Raw genomic sequence first — 19,554 nt, 5'->3', positions numbered from 1 at the left:
CCATACCGGGCATTTGTGGAGCAGTACTGGCACGCTCCTGGCGAGCGTGACGTTCAGCGGTGAGACGTCGTCGGGCTGGCAGCAAGCGAATCTCTCGAATCCGGTGGCCGTTTCGGCAAATACGACGTACGTGGTGTCGTACTACGCACCCAACGGGTCCTACTCGTCCAGCAGCGGCTACTTCAACACTGCGGCTGACAGAGCTCCGTTGCACGGGCTGGCCAGCGGCACTGAAGGGTCAAACGGCGTATACCGGTACGGATCCCAGTCCTTCCCGACCGACAGTTGGAACAACACCAACTACTGGGTCGACGTCGTCTTCACCACGAGCTAGCCGCGAGAGCTGTGGGATGACTGTATTCGATAAGTCAATGGCCGATCCTGGCATTAGCGTTGCCGGGTTCAAACACGATGCCCGCATGCCGCGCTCAGTGACTGCGGCGCGTTAGTGAAGTGAACGAGCAAGGGACTGCATCATGAACCGAGACAATTTCCCGGAAGGTTCCGTGCGGCGGCGGAGTTTCTTCGTAGGCATCGGTGCTGCGGCCGTTGCCGCTGGAACCGTCGGAGTGATGGCCAACCGATACGGCCAAGGAGGCCAGCCCACCCCCCGGACCGCAGCTGTGCCGCAGGCTGAGCAGCCAGCGTTGTTGGACCTTCCGCGCATCCAGTGGGAAGGCGGCCCCGGCTACTGGCGGAACTTCCGCCGGGCAGCGAATGCCGGGTGGACTGATCCGGCATTCTTCCCGCTGGCCGTGTTCTTCGGACGAGCGGCCCACGCCGAGCAGCTGAAGTCAGTCGGCATCAACACCTTCCAAGGGATAGAACACAATGCCCCGTTACGGGATGCCACATCAAAGGGAATCTTCTGCATCGTCCAGAACGAGTTTTCCACTGCCGAGATCGGCGATGACCCGAACGTGGTTGGTCTGTTTGCCAACGACGAATGCGATATTGGCTTGGGATGCGTGGGTTCGGACACGAACGAGAACCTCGCCGACATGCAACGTCAGGTCTCGGCGCTCCGCTCCCGGAATGATGGAAGGTTCATCAATGCCAATTATTCCAAGGGCGTGCTCGACTCTTTTTGGGCCCAAGGGAACATGGACGACTTCATGGACGTGGTGGATGTGGCCAGTGTGGACAACTACGCCTATACCTCCCCCCATGTAGGCCTCGCCGTCACCCAGTCTCCCCATTGGAAGTCCGGCGCACCCGCGATGCGCTCCGCTACCTATGGCTGGCTCGTGGACCGAATGCGCGCGTACCAGGCGTCGCCGGGGATAAAGCCGAATTGGATGTTTGTGGAGACCGGAATGCCGTTCCTTGACGACGCCGGCGCCCGCACCATCAGTCCTGAAGAGATCGAAGGCGCCTGCTGGTCGGCAATCATCCACGAGGCCCGCGGCATCATGTTTTTCCAGCACAACAACGACGGGGTCAACGGCGGCTACTCCTTGGTGGAATGCAGTGAAGCGCGGAAGGAGCTGATCAGGGCGTCCAATGCCAAGATCACCTCACTGGCTCCCGTGATCAACACTCAGTCATACATCTGGGACTTCGGCCCGGGGGTTGACACGATGCTGAAGGCACTCGACGGATCGGCATACGTGTTCGCCGAGATTGCGTTGGCCACCGAGCCGGGCGCCAGGGCTTTCCGGCTCCCACCTTCAATTGTTGGAACCACCGTGGAGGTAGTGGGCGAAGGCCGGACCCTGAAAGTCACGGACAGTCATTTCACGGACATCTTCGCCTTCGAATACACCCACCACATCTACCGGATCGCCCTCTAAGGCTTCCGGAGCACTTGACCGGGTTCTCGCACGTCGGGGCTCTTCTCACCCAAGGTCGTGCCGGCCGCTCCCTTGTTCGCACCACACAGCTGCTGCGGATACCCACAGGGCTGCTCCACTTGCCTAGTGGACCAGTTGGGCCGCGCTTACGGTTGAAGAATACGGATGCCCTGTGGGTATGCGGTCCATGGTTCCGGGCCGTATTGCGGAGAGACCTGTCAGTCTCGCCAGCTGCAGGACCTCGGTAGCAACTAAGTGAACGCGACAGTCAGGTGCCGGCAACCCCGGTGCCGCAGGCAGTACAGGGGAGTGCAGACCCCAACACTGCCGCTGCGTGGTTGTGCCGCGACGATGGAGCCCAAATGAAGTCTGCACATGGAGGAGTGTTTCCCCGCCGGATCCTCGGACTGGGAGTTCCCACTCTCATCCCGTCAGGAGCTCGCAGAGCTCCTGCTGCGCCGAGCTACAGTGGAGTCAATCGAAACGCGTTGCCACCAAGCGACGCTATGCGCTTGGCTGTTCCTGTCACTCTGGGCGGCGCGCGGGTCGATCTGATGAGCTTTGAGAACGCCGTCGGGGCGATCATTTCGCGTGCGACCCTTGGCAATGCCGCACCACTGTGCGTTCTGTCCGCCAACCTTGACCACATCACCCATTTCGGAGCGGGCGGGAAATGGGCCGGAACTTTCGAGGGCCAACCTTCCATTGACTGGTTGACACTTCTTGATGGTGCCCCGCTTGTGAGCACCGCCAACAAGGTGACCCGGGGACCGTGGCCGCGGCTGGCCGGAAGCGACCTAATTGGCCCGATCCTGGATCGTGCGGCGGACGACGGCCTGACGGTCGGTTTCCTGGGCGGAAGCAGCGAAGCCCACACACTGGTCCAGCAGAAATTTGCGCTGGAACGCCCGGATCTGCGGGTGGCAGGCTGGTGGGCGCCTGAACGTGAGGCACTTGATGACCCCGAGGCCGGCCGCGCTTTGTGCACGGAGATTGCCAAAGCCAACATCGACATTCTGGTGGTCTGCTTGGGAAAGCCGCGCCAGGAGCTGTGGATCGCCCGCTATGGGGGGATGACTGACGCCAAGGTATTCCTGGCCTTCGGCGCCGTGATTGATTTCCTGGCTGGGAGAGTACGGCGGGCCCCCCTCGCGGTGCAGGATCGCGGACTCGAGTGGGCTTGGCGACTTGCCTTGGAACCACGTCGGCTCGCGAAAAGATACCTGCTTCATGGCGCGGGTGCGTACCGCCAGTTGCAACGCCACAGCGGGATGCGGGCCATGAGGACGGTTGGCGGTGCAGATTCTGCCCAAGAGAGGTCAGCTTCCCATATAACTCCCGGCCAGTTCGCGCCCCCCTCGGTCCATACGGACGTGGCTGTCCTGGTGGTCACCTACAACAACGAACTGGATATGCGGGACTTGCTCCGGAGCCTGCGGCCGGAGACGGCAGACCAAACGATAAAGGTTGTTGTGGCCGATAACTCTCCAACCATGAAAACGCTCGACGTGTTGGCCGACGAGACCGACGTTGTGTCCTTCCCAACCGGCGGCAACAGGGGTTACGCCGGCGGCATCAATGCCGCGATGGCGCGGGCGGGGACGGCTGACTCGTACTTGGTACTCAACCCGGACCTTCGCGTGGAAGCTGGTTCCATCAAGGCCCTCCGGGAGCGGATGGAGGCCTCCGAGGCAGGTGTGGTTGTCCCCGTGTTGCTGGATGAAGACGGTGAAACTTATCCCTCACTCCGACGGGAGCCCAGTGTGTCCCGGGCTGTGGGAGATGCGGTGCTGGGAGGCCGGGTCCGACACCGATCCGGACGCTTAGCCGAGATGGATTTTGATAAGAACAGTTACCGTCATCCGCATAGAGTGGATTGGGCAACCGGTGCGGCCCTCATGGTCAGGGCGGACCTTGCAGCGGAGATCGGACCGTGGGACGAGCAGTTCTTCCTCTACTCCGAAGAGGTGGATTTCTTCCGGCGGGCCCGCGAACTGGGCGCGGCTGCGTGGTTTGAACCGGAATCACGAATGATCCACCGGCGTGGTGGGTCCGGAAACTCGCCTGAACTAAACGCACTGATGGCCGTCAACCGAATTCGCTATGCACGAAAGTATGGAGGCGCCGCAAACGCGGCCTTGGTGCGTTGCATCGTGGCGGCAGGAGAGCTGGCACGTGCGGGGCTGCCCGGGCACTGGCAGGCCTTTCGGACTGTGCTGGATTCACGGACATGGGATGAGCTGCCTCGCGCTTCCTGGTATTCCACCCGAGCGGAGAACGCAGATTTCCCACCGGGTGCCATCATCATCCCGGCCCATAATGAAGCGGCGGTGATAGGACGTACCCTGGCGACGCTGGAACCGTCCTTGCGGGCCGGCACGGTTGAAGTCATCGTCGCCTGTAATGCCTGCAATGACGGCACAGAGGAAGTAGCGGCATCCTTCCCCGGAGTGCGCGTGATCAGGGTTCCGGAGGCCTCAAAGGTTGCTGCCCTTAACGCCGGTGACCGCACCGCAACACGATGGCCACGGATCTACTTGGATGCGGACATCGACCTTCCGGCAGGTGCGCTCCGGCACACGCTAGTGGAACTCGCCTCGGAGGCCGGGCCCCTCGCTGCCCGGCCCGCCCTCCGATACGACACAAACGGTGCATCGTGGTCTGTGCGTGCGTATTTCCGGGCCAGAAGCCGTATGCCCGGAGTGTCGGCGGCCCTGTGGGGTGCGGGCGTTTATGGGATCAGCCAACGCGGCCATGACCGGTTCTCCGAGTTCCCTGGTGTGATCGGAGACGACCTCTACATCGACGGCCTGTACTCGAATGATGAGAAGCGTGTTCTGGAGTGTGGCCCGGTGCGCGTCAGGACACCGCGTTCGGCGTCGGCCCTTTTCCACACCCTGAAAAGGGTGTACAGGGGCAGTGCGGAACAGCACCCCGGAAGTGGATCGTCCGCAATGCAAACCCTTCGCGAACTGCTTCACTCCGTACGCGGCCCGGTCTCTGCAGTTGATGCAGTGATATATGCAGCATTCGCGGTGGGCGGACGCTGGCACTTGAGGGCAGGATCTGGAACCCACTGGGAACGTGATGAAAGCAGCCGCATTTTGAACCCCGATGAAGTTTTCTCCAGGGGCCGGCGGCCATGAAGTTCGGCTACCTGGTCCCTGAGTTTCCGGGACAGACGCATACGTTCTTCTGGCGTGAAGTCATGGCGCTGCGCGCGTTGGGGCTGCGGCCGGAGCTTGTGTCTACGCGGCGGCCCAGGAGCCACACGATGCCCCAGCTGTGGGCAGCAGAGGCAGAATCCGCTACGCAATACCTGTCGCCCCTGTTACCTGGGGCCGCGGCAAGGGCAGGCATGACCCTGATTCAGGCAGTTGCAAAGGGAAGGGGCCGCCGCATCATGGGTGAGCTCAGCACCGAAGTTCGCCACCTCGCCAGAACGGACGGACCGGCAGCCGCAGCCAAGAGGTTCCTGCGGCTGCTTGGTTTACTGGTCATGGGTGCTGAACTGGCCGGGCTGGCCAGACGACGGGGCTGGACTCACGTTCATGTTCACTCCTGCGCCGACTCCGCACAGGTAGCGCTATTCGCCCATCACGTCACCGGACTGAACTACAGCCTGACCCTCCACGGCCCGCTCGGAGACTATGGGTCAAATCAACCGGAAAAGTGGCGGCAGGCCGAATTCGCAACGGTCATTACAGAGGTACTCCGCCACGAAATTAGTCGTTCCCTGGGGCCCGACGTAGCAGCCCGCACCGGCGTGGCGCCGATGGGTGTGGATTTTCTGCAGTTTTCACGTCCGGAGCCGTACCGGGCATGGAGTGGAGAGGGCGCGGCACGAGTCTTTAGTTGTGGCCGGCTGAACATCGGCAAGGGGCATGACGTTCTTGTTCGAGCGGTGCAACAGCTCGTGGCCGGCGGCATGGATATCCAGTTGGTCATAGCCGGTGAAGACGAGGACGGCGGGCGTGGATATAGGCACGAACTTGAACGGCTGGTCTCAACCGCAGGGCTGTCCGGGCGCGTGACCTTTTTGGGCGCCGTCCCGGAAGAGGAAGTGCGTGATCAACTGTCAAACGCGCACGTCTTTGCATTGGCAAGCCATGCTGAACCTCTCGGAGTCGCCATCATGGAGGCAATGTCCATGGAAGTTCCCGTTGTGGTAACCGCGGGGGGCGGTGTGAAAGAACTGGTCGAAGATGGCCTCACCGGCATCCTCGTTCGTCCAGGGGACCCTGCTGAACTGGCAGCGTCGCTCCAAGATGTCCTTACTGACCCGCACTTGGCCGTGAGGCTCAGCGGAGCATGCCGTAAGCATGTCGAAACGTCATTCAGCAGCGAACGAGGAGCCAGGGAGTTGTCCGCCCGGATCCTGGGCTCCAGCCGGAAGAACTCCGCCACGGACATCATGGAAGCCCGTTCATAGTGAAGCCACCGGAGCAGGGTTCAGCGCAGGTTGGTTGGCGGAGGAGAAAACCCGCCGGGCGTAGAGCCGCAGCATGGGCCGCAATGCGGTCGGGAGGAACCGACGGTCCGTCCATACGGCTCACGGACCTCGATCCGAAGAGCGCTGGGCCCGGCCGGAGGCCACTTCTCCTGCGCATGATCGCCTTCTGTATTTTCGCGGTTCCGTCGAACATGGTGATCGCTCCGGTCGGGGCCGCCGGGACTGTTCCGCTGATGCTGGCAACGGGTTTGTTTGCCCTGTGGGTCGCATCATCACTGCTTGGGCTCCATGACCCCGTGGGGGCCCGCCATCCGGGGCGTGTCGGCATCGCGCTGCTGCTGGTGGCGACCTCCGCATCCTATGTTGGGTTGTTCTCGGGCTGGACTGGCCCCGCTACGGAAACGGCCCGAGCTTCCGCTGACCGCTGGGTGATCCTGCTGCTGGCCAGCACTGCGGTGATCTGCGTCGCAACAGAAACGCTACGCACCATCAACGACGCGATGGTCCTGGTGCGTGCCCTGCTGGCCGGTGGGATGATCTGCTGCCTTGTGGCAGCGGTGCAGTTCTTCCTGAAGGTCAACCCGACGGAATGGATCGGGAACGTCATGCCTGGCTTCACCAACAACGGCGGTGACACCGCGTTCCAGAATCGCGGTCCGCTGCTACGCGTCGCAGGGACCACCTTTACTCCCATCGAGTTGGCAGTTGTGTGTTCGATGCTGCTGCCGATTTCGATCTGGCGAGGACTCTACGACACAACCGGGCGCAAATGGATCCACTGGGCCGGTACCTCACTTTTGGTTTTTGCCATAGCAATAACCGTTTCCCGCTCGGGGGTCCTGGGAATGACGGTGGCGATGGCAGTGCTGATTCCCTTTCTGCCAGCGGTTGCCCGCGCTTGGTCATTCGTCATACTTCCAATTGTGGTTTCCGCCCTGTTCTTGAGTATCCCAGGATTGATCGGCACAATCTTTTCGGCTCTTACGCCCGAACAGGGAGATCCCTCGATCACAACCAGGACCAACAATTACCCACGGGTCGAGGCGATGTTTCAGGAAAGGCCGATTCTTGGACTGGGACCTGGCAACTACATGCCAACCAACGCATTGCATATTCTGGACAACCAATATCTCAACGCCACAGTCACTATGGGAGTAGTGGGCTTGCTGGGTACGGTCGCCTATTTGACTCTTCCCGGGATCGCCGCTTTGCGGGCGGCCCGGGTGGCTCAGGCTCCGGCGCTGAAAAGTTTCGCCGCTGCAGTCGCCGCCGGCGGGTTGGTGGGGACAGTTTGCTCACTGACCTTTGACTCGCTGTCCTTCCCTGTCTTCGCATTGGCTTATCCGCTGATTGTTGGACTCAGTGGCGCTGCGTGGATCATGACGCGAAATGAGAACTTACTAATAGGAGAAGGGGAATCCTGATGGATCCATTGACTGTCATCCGGACCGTCTGGCATCACAAAATAGTGGTCATTCCGGTGCTGATAGTAACCTTGCTCGCGGCCGCTTACGTCTTCCAGTTTGGGCCACGGTATTACCAGTCGACTTTGAGTTACGCCTTGGTAAATCCCAAGCTGCCCACTGAAAAAGAGATTGATGCCCACCCGGAATTGGGTGCACTGAACGGTGATAACCCATTCCTCAGGTCTTCTGATCCGGCTCTTATCACGGAGGTGCTCATCGCCCGCCTGAACAGCAATGAAATGGCCACGACATTGGAAGATGCAGGATTGAGCTCGGATTATTCCGTAGCAAGGGGCCTCAATGGCAATGGGTTCGTGGTTTCCATTGCCGGGACGGGCGACTCGGCATCGCTGGCATATGAAACGACCAGGGCATTGGGCAAAGTTTTTGAAGAGAACCTTCGAACAGTCCAAAAGGTCAACGGCGCGGAGGATCGTTTCCTCTTTACGAGCTTTATAGTCAATCCTTCAGACAAGGCCACTGAGCAGTTCTCCAGCCGCCTGCGTTCCGTCATTATGGTTCTGCTCGGAGGAGCAGTGCTTATGTTCGGCGCAGTGTCGTTGGCCCGTTCCTTGGAGACTATGCGGAGCAGACGTGCGCCATCGGGGCCCTCGGACCGGCGCCTTCAATCGAAAGCCGAAAACACTATGTCCGACCGGACAAAAGCCGGCGTTCATGACGCCTCAGAGATCCCGTCGTCGAGCGTTGCACACCCCGTCACCGTGTATGCAGGGCGCCATACGCCCATTACTGCTGGGCCCAGGAGGGCGGACCGCACCACCCAAAATGCTCCCGTGGAAGTAGTTGCGCGGAGCGGCGAATCGGTGCACCGGTAATTTCGGGCACCCGACGCCTCTGGGTCTCCGGATCACACATGAGGCCAAGGGCGGATGGTATCCGCCTCCTGACAGTTGATGCCCCGGTTCAGCCGTTCAGGAAGTTGGCCAATAGTCCGCGCCGGACGGCGAGGGGTGTTCCGGATTTTGCCGAGATCATGATGGCCACGTCATCGGGGCCCGCGCCGGCCAGGAGGCCACGCAGCGCCGCTTCGTCGAGCGCAACTTCGTCAGAATGATTGAGGCACCGCATCTCACTTGTCAGGTACAGATCTTCAGAAGCGCCCACCACCTCTCTGATAAAGACGCCGTAAAGGATCATTTCCGAGAAGTGAAGCTCCCTGCCCACAGCCGTGGCCCATGGCAATCCGGTTACCGATTCCACCCTCTTCAACATCATCCTCACTGATGCGGGTTCCCAGGCGCATGGCCAGCAAATGTAGTCCGGAAGGACACTTGCATGGTGAGGCTGAAGTCCCAGCAAGCGCCGGGCGGCTGCGTGCCAGAGGTGGTGGCGGGGCAACGAATCGTCCACGCCCTCGGGGATTTCGAAGAGTTGGACTCTCCCTGACGGGGAAAACGACGAGGCATCAACGGCGCGGATCAGCAGCACATCGGAATCGATGAGCAGAACAACATCCGCTTCAGCCGAAGCCGCAGCGGCCAGTTTGACGATCTGCTGTGCCATCCACCCCCTCACTGGGGGGAAGGGATGACGCAGATTCAGCCATCCGTTGACGCCGGGGATCTTTACCATTGTTGGGGGCAGATATGTCCGGACGTCGGATATAAAGGTCCGGTCACCTGCCAGGCGTTCAAAGGCGGCAAGGTCGGACGCAGGGACGATGATGTGGTGGGTGACGTCAGCCTGAGTATGCCGGAGTACGGAAGCCACAAGATCTTCGCACAGATCGAGGTCCCTGGCGTAGCTCGGCGTCACCAAGGCTAGGGACTGCGGCCGCTGGTTCTGTGACATTCTGGATCTCCCCTCGTAGTGGCCCGCCGTCAACGGGCGGAAATCAGAAGTTGCAGGAATTTCCCGGCCCTGGCCCGCCAGGTGTGGGCCATAGCAAACTGGCGCCGAAGGCTCGCCTGGTGGGTGTCATCACGCTGCGACAGCGCCTTCAGGACATTCCGGGCAAAGTCCTCAGGAGTGTGGGAAATATCTATGTGATAGGTGTCTAACCATCGCGCCGCAGGCATATCGGTGGAGACCACGGCCAAGCCTGCCGCAAGGTATTCCAGGGTTTTTAGTGGGAAGCTCGCACGATTGAATGCTGTGTCCGCGTAGGGTGTGAGGCCCACGCCGAACTGCATCACTTCTTTGGCGGCGTCGGCTGCCGGTAGACGCCCGAGCCAGGTAACGTTTTCAGCCGCCAAGAAGGAGTCGAGCCTGGCACGAAAGGCCGGATCCCGGTCGGTCCTCGGACCTATGACCTTGATCCTGACCCCAGTAGCTTGAACAGCCTCCAGCGCGCCGAGGTCCAGTCGTTCGTTCAGTTGCCCCACCAGGCCAGCCACGAATTCCCGATTCACCGGTTGGCCGGTTCCCGGTTCGGGGCATCCGTTGGGGATCACGCTGAAGACCGCAGGCGTGCGCATGGGGTGGGTGCTTGATGCCGCGTGCAGGTGTGAAAGTCCCGGGATGAGCTCGTCGGAGATAACGGCCACATTGTCAGCCGTTCCAAGGTTGGACACCAACGTGCGTCGGACTGCGGCCCGGGAGAAGCCCATGAGCCTGGAACCACCAATCCAGTCGTCAGTTACGTAGAGGACCTTGCTGCCAGCTATATGCCGTGGGAACCTGGCCAGCGGGAACGCGACCACCACAGCCGTGGCTTCGGTTCCGCTGGCCTTCAAGGCCCGATGTATGGCCCGGTCCAGCAGCCGCCCTGTGATCTGCCTGATGCCGGGACGCGTGATGCCTGGCAAAACGCGCACACGCACGCGGCGCACATTCTCGGAGACGGATTCCAGACCGCCGTCTCCACGTTTCTGAAGGTTGTGCTTGAGTGCGTCCAAGGTGAAGCGTACGGGTGGATCAATCCACAGCACCTGCTGGCTCGGTGGGAGTGCTTCCACCAGTCTCTTGTCCGTTCCCGGGACCGCATCCCAACCGGTCCCGGCGATCCAGACAATCGTGGATGGACTCATGGGTTTCTCCCGGCAGGCAGGTGGCCCTGTGGCGGGGCGGTTGAGCGAAGTATGGCCCGTCCCGGCATGCCGCTGTTGTCGTGCGCGAGCAACGCGTAATTTCCGGATTCGATCAAGAGTGAAAGCAGCTGAAAGCCTCCCAGGGTCGCGGTTCCGTAGATGACGATGAGCGCACCCGCAAAACTGGTCTCCCTAAACCATCTCCCGATCCCGGACGTGGCAGCGGCGTGATCTTTAGTCCGCTCAAAGTTGAGTACAACCAGTGCTCGTGATCCGGCGGGCGGCAGCATTCCGGACTCTGACGCCTGGTCCCAGGAATCGACTCGCTGCAGTGCAGGAAGCGACGTATTCATGCGGACACCAAGCTCGACGGCCGATGCCTGCCGGCGGCTAGCCCTTCCGATCAGGAGTGCACGGTCCAGCTCGTGACGACGAATAGTGAAGCTCACCAGGCCTGACCAGTCGTCCGACAGAACACGACGCTTGTAGGGAGATAACGCAACACGCAACCGCTGCATCGGACCGGTCCGGAGCCGAATGCGGATCTCCCTCTTCACGGTCCTGACATGTCCTCGTGCAGTCGCATGCTTGCGAGGATGCTTCGGCGGATCGGCCGACGAGGCAAGGAATCCAAATGCTTCGCGGATCGCACTGGCAGCCCACGGATTGCCGCAACGGTCAAGCATGGCCGCGAATTCTTGGAGCCACGCGTCGAACGCCAACGGCGGCGCCGGCATCACCGATGGTCGAGATGGGCCACCCGGACGAATATCGTCTCGGCTGTGAGGAAGAAGTGCCGAAAGTACCAGGCGCACGCGGTCCAACTCCGGGTGCCTGAGGTTCGGAAACCGATCTGCTTCACTGGCCGCCCTGGCATTGTCTCCGGCGCACACGAGCGATCTCAGTAAGCACGCCCAGAGCACAGGATCGGGGTCTTCCGCCTTGCGCTCCTCCAAGACTTCCATCAGGGCTTCATTGACCAGTTCAAGGGCTGCCTCCGCATTGCCCTTGGCCAGCGAGGCAAAGGTGAGTCCGGTTAATGCTTCGGGGATGAAGTAGTAATTGAGGCATCGTAGAAATTCCTGTTCAGCCCGCTCGATCCGGCCGGATCGGAGCTGCTGCCATCCACTCTCGAGGAGTGTTCTGTCACTTGCCCTGGGACGGAGGGTACGGAGGGGAACCGGGACGAGTCCGGCAGGATTTGAATTTACCTTGAGTGGGCTCGAAGGAGTCTTTTGGCTGAAATTCCGTCCCGACATACCGGCGGAGTGAATCGTGAGCCAGTCCAAGACCTGGCTTCTATGCGCCTCCGTGTGCTGAGAATGAACGAGGTCAAAGCCGGCCTTGGTGATCGCGAGAAGCAGGTCAGCATTTTCGTTCAGGTAATCCAATTTCCCTATGACATCGCCAGAATCTGCGAAGACGCAGTTGACCATGTCCTGAAATCCAAAGGCCTCAATGCTATGTGTGCGCTCCGTCACCAGACAGGCCATCGACGCTGGAATCTCCAGTTGCTTACGCACAACTTCCCCTGCCATGCTGCCGCAGGCGGGCACAAATGAGCTCGCATTCAGCAATTTGGCATAGTCTTCGCCCATAATCATCCGCTGAGTGCCGCCGCCCCAACCGAAGTGCGGCATGGTCATAGTTGTGTACCGCTCAGTGAGGATTCGGCTCATCGCATTCCTCCACGGGTAATGGCGCTCCTGGCTGCCCGTGAATAGTACGGGAACGTTCTTCTTGAGCCCGTAGTCATGGAACACCAGCGGATCAATGGCGTTTGGCCAAACAAAAAGCCTGTCCGCGATTTCAGGTGTGTACTCCGCCATGACCACAGACGTGGTGAAGAACTGGTCAACCCCCCAGCGGTCCATATCGGAGAGGAACACAGACCGGGCTATGTCGTAGGCATCAGAATGAAGAAAGCCCAGCCTTGGGATGTCAGGGCGGGAGGATGTGTTGGTGATACGACGGGCGCCAGAGTAGACCCCGGATTCGAAGACCGTGAGCGCAGGTTCGAAATCATCACAGACCTTGCCATAGTCGCAGTCGTAATCGATCACCTTGACGTCAAAGAAATGGCTAAGGGTCCTCGTCTGGGCATCCAGGTGTTGCGTAATGAAGGGAGCCAGCCCGGGTTTAGTCCAGCGGAAGAAAAGCAACTTCGGCGCTCCGGCCGCATAGTCATTTCCCATGTCGGTTCCTTACATCCGCGACCTTGCTTCGCGCCATTGCCTGAGCCCTGTCGTAGCTTTCCCCGAAACGCTTCATCTTCCCGCCGGGCAGCTCAGGGAGGAGCTTCCGGGCCATGGGCAGCATCAGGACCGCGTAGATGATGGCCCCTGTGAGGCTACCTGCGAGCAGACCGATCAGCCCGTGGCCACTGGCCCCGGATACCCACGCGGCGCCGGCGCCCGCAACCGCCGACGCTGCGAGTGGCCAGCGGACGGAGGCGACCAGGAGCAGAATCGCAGACGGCAAGAGACGCCGGACAAAAAAGATGTAAGCGGGAATGACAATAAAGATGATGACGGCAACGTGGGCGAATGCTGCGCCGATGAGTCCCGAGAAAGTAACTGCGACGGTCACGGCCGGAACGAGGGAGGCAATCCACAGTGCTTGCACGGCGATGACGGAGTTGGACCTGCCAGTCCCCACCAAGAAATTTGACATCAACAGGGAAACCGAAAATACGGCTCCGTAGACCGCCAGGACCGAGAGCACCGGTGCAGCAGGCAGCCACACATCACCATAGAGAACCGAAATAAGCGGGTAGGCGAGGGCGACGGTCATCGCTCCAATGGGAAAGGCAATTGATCCCACCAGGGCGAACGCCCTCTTCAGCATGAGTTGGAGTCCTGCGCTATCCGATCCTCTCGCGGAGAATGCCGGCATTGCGACGCTGTTGATGGTTGTACTTAGCACGGAGGTGGACCAGGAAGCCACAGTAAATGCAAGCATGTAGATCCCCAGTTCGCCGGGGCCCAGTGAACGAGCGATGATTGCGTAATCCGCATTCAACAGAATGTACGAGAGTAGATTTGCACCAGCCAGCGGCAGGCCAAAGCGGAGGATCGGCAACACCTCAAGGGAATCAAACCTTGGCCAGTAGCTGCGCTTTGCACTGACGGCCATCACAATGCCGCTTATGAGTTGGCCGGCCACCCGGGACCAAGCGAATGCCATAGCTCCATCCCCTGCCATCGCCAAGAGCAAGAGCAGGGCGTTCATGGGCAGGAACGCCACTGCACCGGCGAGAAGGACTTTATCCTGGCGAAAGTCCCGAACGAGGAGCGCCCCGGGCACAGTGAACACTCCGCCAAGAAAAACACACAACGACAGCACCCGGATTGGCTCTGCCGCGTCGGAGGATCCCAGGGCCGCCGCCAGCGGCTCTGCGGCGATGGCCATCGTCAGGGCAAGGACAAAACTGCTGATCAGGGAAAGGAGGGCAACTGTTGGGGCCACCCTGTCGGGTTCCAGATCCCGTCGAGCAATGCACGAAGACAAACCCAACTCGCCAATGCTGGAAACAACCGCATGGACAACAAGCGCGATGGCGAAGATTCCGAAGTCCTCGGGCGTGACAATCCTGACAACAACGACCATTACGGCGATGTTGGCCATCTTCATGAGAAGCGTGTTGATTCCGCTCCACATCGCGCCCCTGAGAATGTGCCGGTCCAGCGCCTCGGTCACCTGAGGAGTGGTTGAGTCGCCCGTCATGATTTCCCGCCCACGAGCGCCGTTCCCAGCGCCTCCGCCACCCGCTCCTGCTGCCCCGCCGTGATGTGCGGGAACAGCGGCAGCGACAGAATGCGCTCGGCAGCCGCTTCGGCTACGGGGAAGGAGCCCTTTCCCCATCCATTGGCTGCGTAGGCGCCACTGAGATGCAAAGGAATCGGATAGTGGACTCCGGCCTGGATTCCGGAGCGGTGCAGGGCCTCAAGCACCGCGTCCCGCTCAGCCACCCGCACCACGTACAAATGCCAGACGTCCACGTTGCCGGGAGCTTCACTCGGAATCTTTACGCCGGGAACGTCAGCGAGCAGACGCGCATAGCGATCTGCTGCGGCCCGCCGCAGGGAATTCCATGCCGGAAGCTTTGCGAGTTTTGCCCGCAGTACTACTGCCTGGACCGCGTCCAGGCGGGAGTTGAATCCGACGGCGTCGTGGACGTACTTCTGCGAACTGCCATGGGAGCTGAGCATCCGCACCCGCGCCGCCACGTCGCCGTCGTCCGTCACCACGGCACCGGCATCGCCTGCTGCCCCAAGATTCTTGCCCGGATAAAAGCTGGTCCCCGCCGCCAGGCCGAAAGTCCCTGCGGAACGGGCAAACCGGCTGGCGCCCTGTGACTGAGCGGCGTCCTCGACGATCACAGCCCCGCACGCGGAGGCAATCGGAATCAGCCGCTCCATAAAGGCCGTCTGTCCAAACAGGTGCACCGGGACGATCGCCCGCGTGCGGGATGTGACAGCGGCGGCCACTGCGTCCGGGTCAATCAAAAGATACTCAGGATCGATGTCGACAGGCACCGGGCAGGCCCCGATCCGACTTACCGCCTCCGCCGTTGCAATAAACGTGTTGGCCGGGAGAATGACTTCGTCGCCGACCCCAATACCGGAGGCCCGGAGCGCGAGTTCCAGCGCATCGGTACCGTTAGCGACCCCAACGCAGTGACCGGCTCCCAGGAAACGGGCGTAGGCCGCCTCGAACTCGGCGACGGCGGGTCCGCCGATGAAGGACGCCTCCGCGAAGACCTCGGCCAGCCCCGCCATCACTTCGTTGTGGACGTCCCTCTGCTGCGCCGCCAAATCCACCAACGGGACCGAAGCGTCCGCGCGGACCGGCACCCCCGCGCTCATCGTCCGCTCCCGTGGCAGAACGCGGCTCCGTCGATTTCGCGGGCCGGCACTCCAACCCATGTCTCGCCGTCGGGAACATTGCTGAGCACAGCGGCGCCCATGCCTACCGTGGCGTACGCACCCACCGACGTCCGTTCCCGGACGCTGGAATTCATCCCCAAGTATGCTGCCCGGCCAATCCGGACTCCGCCGCCCAGCGACACGCCGGCCGCGAACGTGGCGAAGTCCGCCACGTCGTCGTCGTGCGTGAAAGTCACCGAGGGCATGGCCACCACGTGCGAGCCCAGGGTAACGGACGCTGTTAGCGTCACGTTGCGCAGCAGGATGCTGCCCCGGCCGATCCGGCACCCCTCCGGGCACTGGACCGACGGGTCGATAGCGGTGGCGTACCGCGCAGCATGCAATCCCATGGCGGTGAGCCGTTCCACCACCGCTTCACGCGACTTTCCGGAGCCCAGGCACACGAGCACAAACGCGTGGGTGAACTTGGGCGCGTCGTCGATGGTACCCAGGACGGGCGCCCCGTCGACAGTGACGCCGGCCATTTCCTTGTTGTCATCGAGCAGTCCCACCACGTCGTACTGGCCGCTGCTGCGCACCATGGCGAGCACTTCGCGGGCCAGCCCGCTCGCAGCTATCAGGATCAGCTCGCTCATGTTCCCACCCCGGCGACCGACGCGGAATGGATCGTGTTCATCACACGGTTCATGCCGGCGGTGTCCAGTTCGTGGAAGACCGGGAGGATGAGTGTCCGGTCGGTCAAACGCTCCGTGTACTGCAGCCTCGCGTTGCCGGAATCCCGCCAGCGGTATGCAGGCTGCCGGTGCGCAGCCATGATGCCACGTCTGGCCGAAATGCCTGCGTCAGCCAGCCGCGACAGCAGCCCCTCACGGCTGGTCCCAAAGCCCGGCAGGACCTCAACCCAGAAGGACTGGAAGTTGGTGGTGCCGTAGGGCGGATCCGCGACGAACCGCAGGCCCTCCAGGCCCGCCAGCCCGGCAACATACGCCGCCGCGATCTCCCGACGCCGCTCCACCACTGCGGCGAGCCGCTTCAGTTGCACTATCCCGACGGCGCCCTGCAGGTCAGTCATCCGGTAGTTGAAGCCGGCTTCAACATAAACCTCCGGTGGGGCAAGCAATGATCCGTGCCGGTCCGTCGCCGAGACGCTCATGGAGTGTTCCCGCAAGGTCCGCGCCCGCGCAGCCCAGTCCGCCCGGTTGGTGGTGAGCATGCCGCCTTCGCCGGTGGTGAGGACCTTCCGGGGGTGGAATGACCACACCGCCACGTCAGCTCCAGTGCCTACCGGCCGGCCCTTGTATTGGGAGCCGACGGCGCAGGCAGCATCCTCGATCACGGTGATCTCGTTCCGGTCGCAGACTTCGCGGATGGGGTCCAGGTCAACCGGAACCCCGCCCTGGTCAACCACAATCACCGCCCGGGTGTCGAGGGTCAGGGCCGCGTGGATGGTCTCGGCGGTCACGTTGCCGGTGATCGGGTCGACGTCGCAGAACACCGGCCGCGCCCCCACGTAGGTCACCGCGTTGGCCGTGGCGATGAACGACAGTGACGGCACCACCACGTCGTCCCCGGGACCGATGCCCGCCACTATCAGCGCCAGGTGAAGTGCCGTGGTGCAACTGGAGGTCGCGACGGCGTGACGCACCTCCTGCGCGGTGCTGAAGTCACGCTCGAATTCCGCGACTTTGGGCCCTTGCGCCACCCAGCCTGAGGCGACCACCTCCGCCAGTGCCTGGGCTTCCTCATCGCCGAGCCAAGGTTTCATGACATTGATCCGGGCAAGGGCTGTTTCGGCAGTCATCGGGCATCAACTTTCCTTGTCGCGGAAATCTCGGCGCGCAGCGGCTTCCACCAACTGACGAGTTCGCGGAGTCCTTCTTCCAGTCCCACTTCTGCTTTGAATCCCAGATCCTGCGCTGCCGCCGACGTGTCAGCCAGCCGGCGGACCACGCTGTTAACCAGGCGGGCCGGGCCATGTTCCACCGCCAGGTCCGAGTCCATGACCCGGAGCAGCGCCTGCGCCATTTCCAGCAGGCTCGTCTCGGTGCCGCTGGCGACGTTATAAATGCCACGGCCAACATCGCTGGCAGCAGCGAGGACATTGGCCCGGGCAACGTCGGCGGTGTACACGAAGTCCATGGTCTGCAGGCCATCGCCGAAGATCAGCGGTGGTTGGCCGTCCATGATCCTTTCCATCCACCGGACCAGGACCTCTGTGTACAGGCCATGGACATCCATCCGCGGCCCGTAGACGTTGAAATAGCGCAGCAACACGTAGTCCAGCCCGGTCATGGCATGGAAGCTGCGGGCCATTCCTTCATTGAAGGATTTTGCGGCTCCGTAGAAAGTGTCGTTGTTGGCGTGGTGGTGGCGTTCGGTGGTGGGAAATTCCTCCGCCATGCCGTAGACCGAAGCGCTGGACGCGGCGATCAGCTTGTCCACGTCGTGCTCGGCGGCGGCCTCCAGGACGTTGAACGTCCCGTCCACCAGGACTTCCAGGGCCAGCCGAGGGTCCTCGGCGCACTGGGTTATCCGGATGGCCGCCTGATGGAACACCAGGTCCTTGCCCTTGGTGAGGTCATGCACCAGGTCACGGTTGCAGATGCTGCCCATGACCAACTCAACCTGTCCGCTTTCCAGCGCCCCCTCAAGGTTTCCCAGGCGGCCGCGGACCATGTTGTCCAGCACATCAATCCGGTTCACGCCGGCTGCCAGGAGTGCATCCACCAGGGTTGAGCCGATGGTTCCGGCCCCGCCGGTGACCAGGACGTTGGCGCCCTGGAGCTCGCTCACAGTGCACCTTCAAGCTGGACGCCGTTAAGCTGGATGCCGGCCTCGGCAAGCCTGGTCCCCGTAACGCCGGCACCGGCAAGCCCGTGGCCTTCCACCGGAGATGACTGGCCGTCCGTGCTCAGGCTGCGGGTGACAGCTTCCAATACTGACAGGACGCGCAGTCCGGATGCGCCGCCGGTGCGGGACTCTCGTTTGTTGTGGATGCAGTAGGCCAGTTCCTCCACCACCTGCCCGAGTGCCTCCCGTTCGGGAAGGGCCGGGGACCAGGTATCTCCCAGCCGGTAGGACACGGCCGAGGTCTTCCTCTCACCCGCCGATTTGGCTTGCCGGTCCAGGCTCACGCCGCGGTCGTACACGCTCAGCCGCTGCTGCGGATTCAGGTCATCCCACACAAGCGTGCGCAGTGAGCCGCCGATCACCATCTGCCGGATCTTGGTGGGGCTCAGCCAGTTCACGTGGACGTGTGCGGTGGCGTCGTTGGGAAGCCGGAAGTTCAGGTGCCCCACGCAGGCCCTGCCGGTCCCCAGCGGGTCCGCGCCGAACGCAGAGACTTCGGTGGGGTTCAGCCCGCCGGGAAGGACAAAATCGAGGATCGCGAGGTCGTGCGGGGCCAGGTCCCAGAACACATCCACGTCCGGCTGCACCAGCCCCAGGTTGATCCTGGTGGAGTCCACAAAAAGGATTTCGCCCAGCGAGCCGGCCTGCACCAGCTCCTGCATCTTGAGCACGGCCGGGGTGTAGCAGTACGTGTGGTCCGCCATAAGCACCAGGCCGTTCCTCTCGGCCTCCGCCACCATTTCCAGTCCGTGGGCCGTGCTGTCCGCCAGCGGCTTCTCCACCAGGACGTGCTTACCGGCGCGCAGCGCCGTCATCACAGTCCCGTGGTGGGTGCGGGCCGGCGTCGCAATCGCCACGGCATCCACATCAAAGGTGTCCAGTAATTCGTCAAGGGACTCGACGACGGGAATGTCACCCAGCGTCGCCGCCAGCCTGGTGGCCCGTTCAATGTCCAGGTCGCAGATTGCCACCAGGTCCCAGGCGGGACTTGCCTGCAGGTTGCGGGCGAGGTTAGGGCCCCAGTATCCGGCCCCGACGACGGCGATCTTCAGCTTCGGAGTGGGCCGACGGTGGGTGGGGATGTGGAAAGGATTAGGCGTTCTCATGTTTGTT

The 19,554-nt window shown here is 62.0% G+C and carries 15 protein-coding genes; 6 read left to right on the top strand and 9 right to left on the bottom strand.

What is annotated here, in order from left to right; genetic code table 11:
• The 6 genes from ACZY1F_RS19695 to ACZY1F_RS19670 form a co-directional block, all read left to right on the top strand.
• The coding region (locus tag ACZY1F_RS19695) for a DUF4082 domain-containing protein (RefSeq protein WP_463944133.1) at positions 1–334 on the top strand (334 nt) is incomplete at its 5' end.
• A gap of 142 nt (positions 335–476) precedes the next feature.
• Positions 477–1,793 carry a hypothetical protein gene (locus ACZY1F_RS19690; protein ID WP_463944132.1) on the top strand — a complete coding sequence of 439 codons (1,317 nt, stop codon included), beginning with the start codon at positions 477–479 and terminating at the stop codon, positions 1,791–1,793.
• A 506-nt stretch (positions 1,794–2,299) separates the two neighbouring features.
• On the top strand, positions 2,300–4,939 hold the full coding sequence (locus ACZY1F_RS19685) for a WecB/TagA/CpsF family glycosyltransferase (protein WP_463944131.1): 2,640 nt from the start codon (positions 2,300–2,302) through the stop codon (positions 4,937–4,939).
• Positions 4,936–6,225, top strand: coding sequence for an exopolysaccharide biosynthesis GT4 family glycosyltransferase EpsE (gene epsE, locus ACZY1F_RS19680; protein WP_463944130.1), 1,290 nt, complete (start codon positions 4,936–4,938; stop codon positions 6,223–6,225). Before ACZY1F_RS19685 ends, epsE begins: the two co-directional genes overlap by 4 nt.
• Before the next feature lie 176 nt (positions 6,226–6,401).
• A complete protein-coding gene (locus ACZY1F_RS19675) occupies positions 6,402–7,670 on the top strand; it encodes an O-antigen ligase family protein (protein ID WP_463944129.1) in 1,269 nt (422 codons plus the stop codon).
• Entirely contained in the window at positions 7,670–8,548 is an 879-nt protein-coding gene (locus tag ACZY1F_RS19670; RefSeq protein WP_463944128.1) for a GumC domain-containing protein, read from the top strand. Before ACZY1F_RS19675 ends, ACZY1F_RS19670 begins: the two co-directional genes overlap by 1 nt.
• A gap of 88 nt (positions 8,549–8,636) precedes the next feature.
• Here the strand turns inward: ACZY1F_RS19670 and ACZY1F_RS19665 are convergent, their stop codons facing one another.
• From ACZY1F_RS19665 to ACZY1F_RS19625, 9 genes are read right to left on the bottom strand one after another with little or no spacing between them, the layout of a single operon-like run.
• On the bottom strand, positions 8,637–9,524 hold the full coding sequence (locus ACZY1F_RS19665; protein ID WP_463944127.1) for a DUF6492 family protein: 888 nt from the start codon (positions 9,522–9,524) through the stop codon (positions 8,637–8,639).
• Between the two features lie 29 nt (positions 9,525–9,553).
• Positions 9,554–10,702: a glycosyltransferase gene (locus ACZY1F_RS19660; protein ID WP_463944126.1), complete on the bottom strand. Its 1,149-nt coding sequence runs from the start codon at positions 10,700–10,702 to the stop codon at positions 9,554–9,556.
• Positions 10,699–12,897, bottom strand: coding sequence for a glycosyltransferase family protein (locus ACZY1F_RS19655; protein ID WP_463944125.1), 2,199 nt, complete (start codon positions 12,895–12,897; stop codon positions 10,699–10,701). Before ACZY1F_RS19655 ends, ACZY1F_RS19660 begins: the two co-directional genes overlap by 4 nt.
• Positions 12,887–14,428, bottom strand: a complete 1,542-nt coding sequence (locus ACZY1F_RS19650; protein WP_463944124.1) for an oligosaccharide flippase family protein — start codon at positions 14,426–14,428, stop codon at positions 12,887–12,889. Before ACZY1F_RS19650 ends, ACZY1F_RS19655 begins: the two co-directional genes overlap by 11 nt.
• On the bottom strand, positions 14,425–15,570 hold the full coding sequence (locus ACZY1F_RS19645) for a DegT/DnrJ/EryC1/StrS family aminotransferase (protein ID WP_463944123.1): 1,146 nt from the start codon (positions 15,568–15,570) through the stop codon (positions 14,425–14,427). The genes ACZY1F_RS19650 and ACZY1F_RS19645 overlap by 4 nt, the downstream gene beginning before the upstream one ends.
• Positions 15,567–16,226, bottom strand: a complete 660-nt coding sequence (locus ACZY1F_RS19640) for an acetyltransferase (RefSeq protein WP_463944122.1) — start codon at positions 16,224–16,226, stop codon at positions 15,567–15,569. Before ACZY1F_RS19640 ends, ACZY1F_RS19645 begins: the two co-directional genes overlap by 4 nt.
• The gene (locus ACZY1F_RS19635) at positions 16,223–17,392 is read right to left on the bottom strand and encodes a DegT/DnrJ/EryC1/StrS family aminotransferase (RefSeq protein WP_463944121.1); all 1,170 of its coding nucleotides are present in this window, start codon (positions 17,390–17,392) and stop codon (positions 16,223–16,225) included. Before ACZY1F_RS19635 ends, ACZY1F_RS19640 begins: the two co-directional genes overlap by 4 nt.
• Entirely contained in the window at positions 17,389–18,384 is a 996-nt protein-coding gene (locus ACZY1F_RS19630) for an NAD-dependent epimerase/dehydratase family protein (protein WP_463944120.1), read from the bottom strand. The genes ACZY1F_RS19635 and ACZY1F_RS19630 overlap by 4 nt, the downstream gene beginning before the upstream one ends.
• Entirely contained in the window at positions 18,381–19,547 is a 1,167-nt protein-coding gene (locus tag ACZY1F_RS19625) for a Gfo/Idh/MocA family protein (protein ID WP_463944119.1), read from the bottom strand. Before ACZY1F_RS19625 ends, ACZY1F_RS19630 begins: the two co-directional genes overlap by 4 nt.
• Between the last annotated feature and the right edge of the window lie 7 nt (positions 19,548–19,554).

It is taken from the genome of Pseudarthrobacter xylosi, assembly GCF_055412765.1.
The sequence above is the reverse complement of the archived record's forward strand: the minus strand, read 5'-3'. Positions and strand labels throughout refer to the sequence as shown.

Coding starts and splice junctions, on each gene's coding strand:
- ACZY1F_RS19690 (WP_463944132.1), top strand. CDS start 477: ATGAACCGAGACAATTTCCCGGAAGGTTCCGTGCGGCGGCGGAGTTTC.
- ACZY1F_RS19685 (WP_463944131.1), top strand. CDS start 2,300: ATGCGCTTGGCTGTTCCTGTCACTCTGGGCGGCGCGCGGGTCGATCTG.
- epsE (WP_463944130.1), top strand. CDS start 4,936: ATGAAGTTCGGCTACCTGGTCCCTGAGTTTCCGGGACAGACGCATACG.
- ACZY1F_RS19675 (WP_463944129.1), top strand. CDS start 6,402: ATGATCGCCTTCTGTATTTTCGCGGTTCCGTCGAACATGGTGATCGCT.
- ACZY1F_RS19670 (WP_463944128.1), top strand. CDS start 7,670: ATGGATCCATTGACTGTCATCCGGACCGTCTGGCATCACAAAATAGTG.
- ACZY1F_RS19665 (WP_463944127.1), bottom strand. CDS start 9,524: ATGTCACAGAACCAGCGGCCGCAGTCCCTAGCCTTGGTGACGCCGAGC.
- ACZY1F_RS19660 (WP_463944126.1), bottom strand. CDS start 10,702: ATGAGTCCATCCACGATTGTCTGGATCGCCGGGACCGGTTGGGATGCG.
- ACZY1F_RS19655 (WP_463944125.1), bottom strand. CDS start 12,897: ATGGGAAATGACTATGCGGCCGGAGCGCCGAAGTTGCTTTTCTTCCGC.
- ACZY1F_RS19650 (WP_463944124.1), bottom strand. CDS start 14,428: ATGACGGGCGACTCAACCACTCCTCAGGTGACCGAGGCGCTGGACCGG.
- ACZY1F_RS19645 (WP_463944123.1), bottom strand. CDS start 15,570: ATGAGCGCGGGGGTGCCGGTCCGCGCGGACGCTTCGGTCCCGTTGGTG.
- ACZY1F_RS19640 (WP_463944122.1), bottom strand. CDS start 16,226: ATGAGCGAGCTGATCCTGATAGCTGCGAGCGGGCTGGCCCGCGAAGTG.
- ACZY1F_RS19635 (WP_463944121.1), bottom strand. CDS start 17,392: ATGACTGCCGAAACAGCCCTTGCCCGGATCAATGTCATGAAACCTTGG.
- ACZY1F_RS19625 (WP_463944119.1), bottom strand. CDS start 19,547: ATGAGAACGCCTAATCCTTTCCACATCCCCACCCACCGTCGGCCCACT.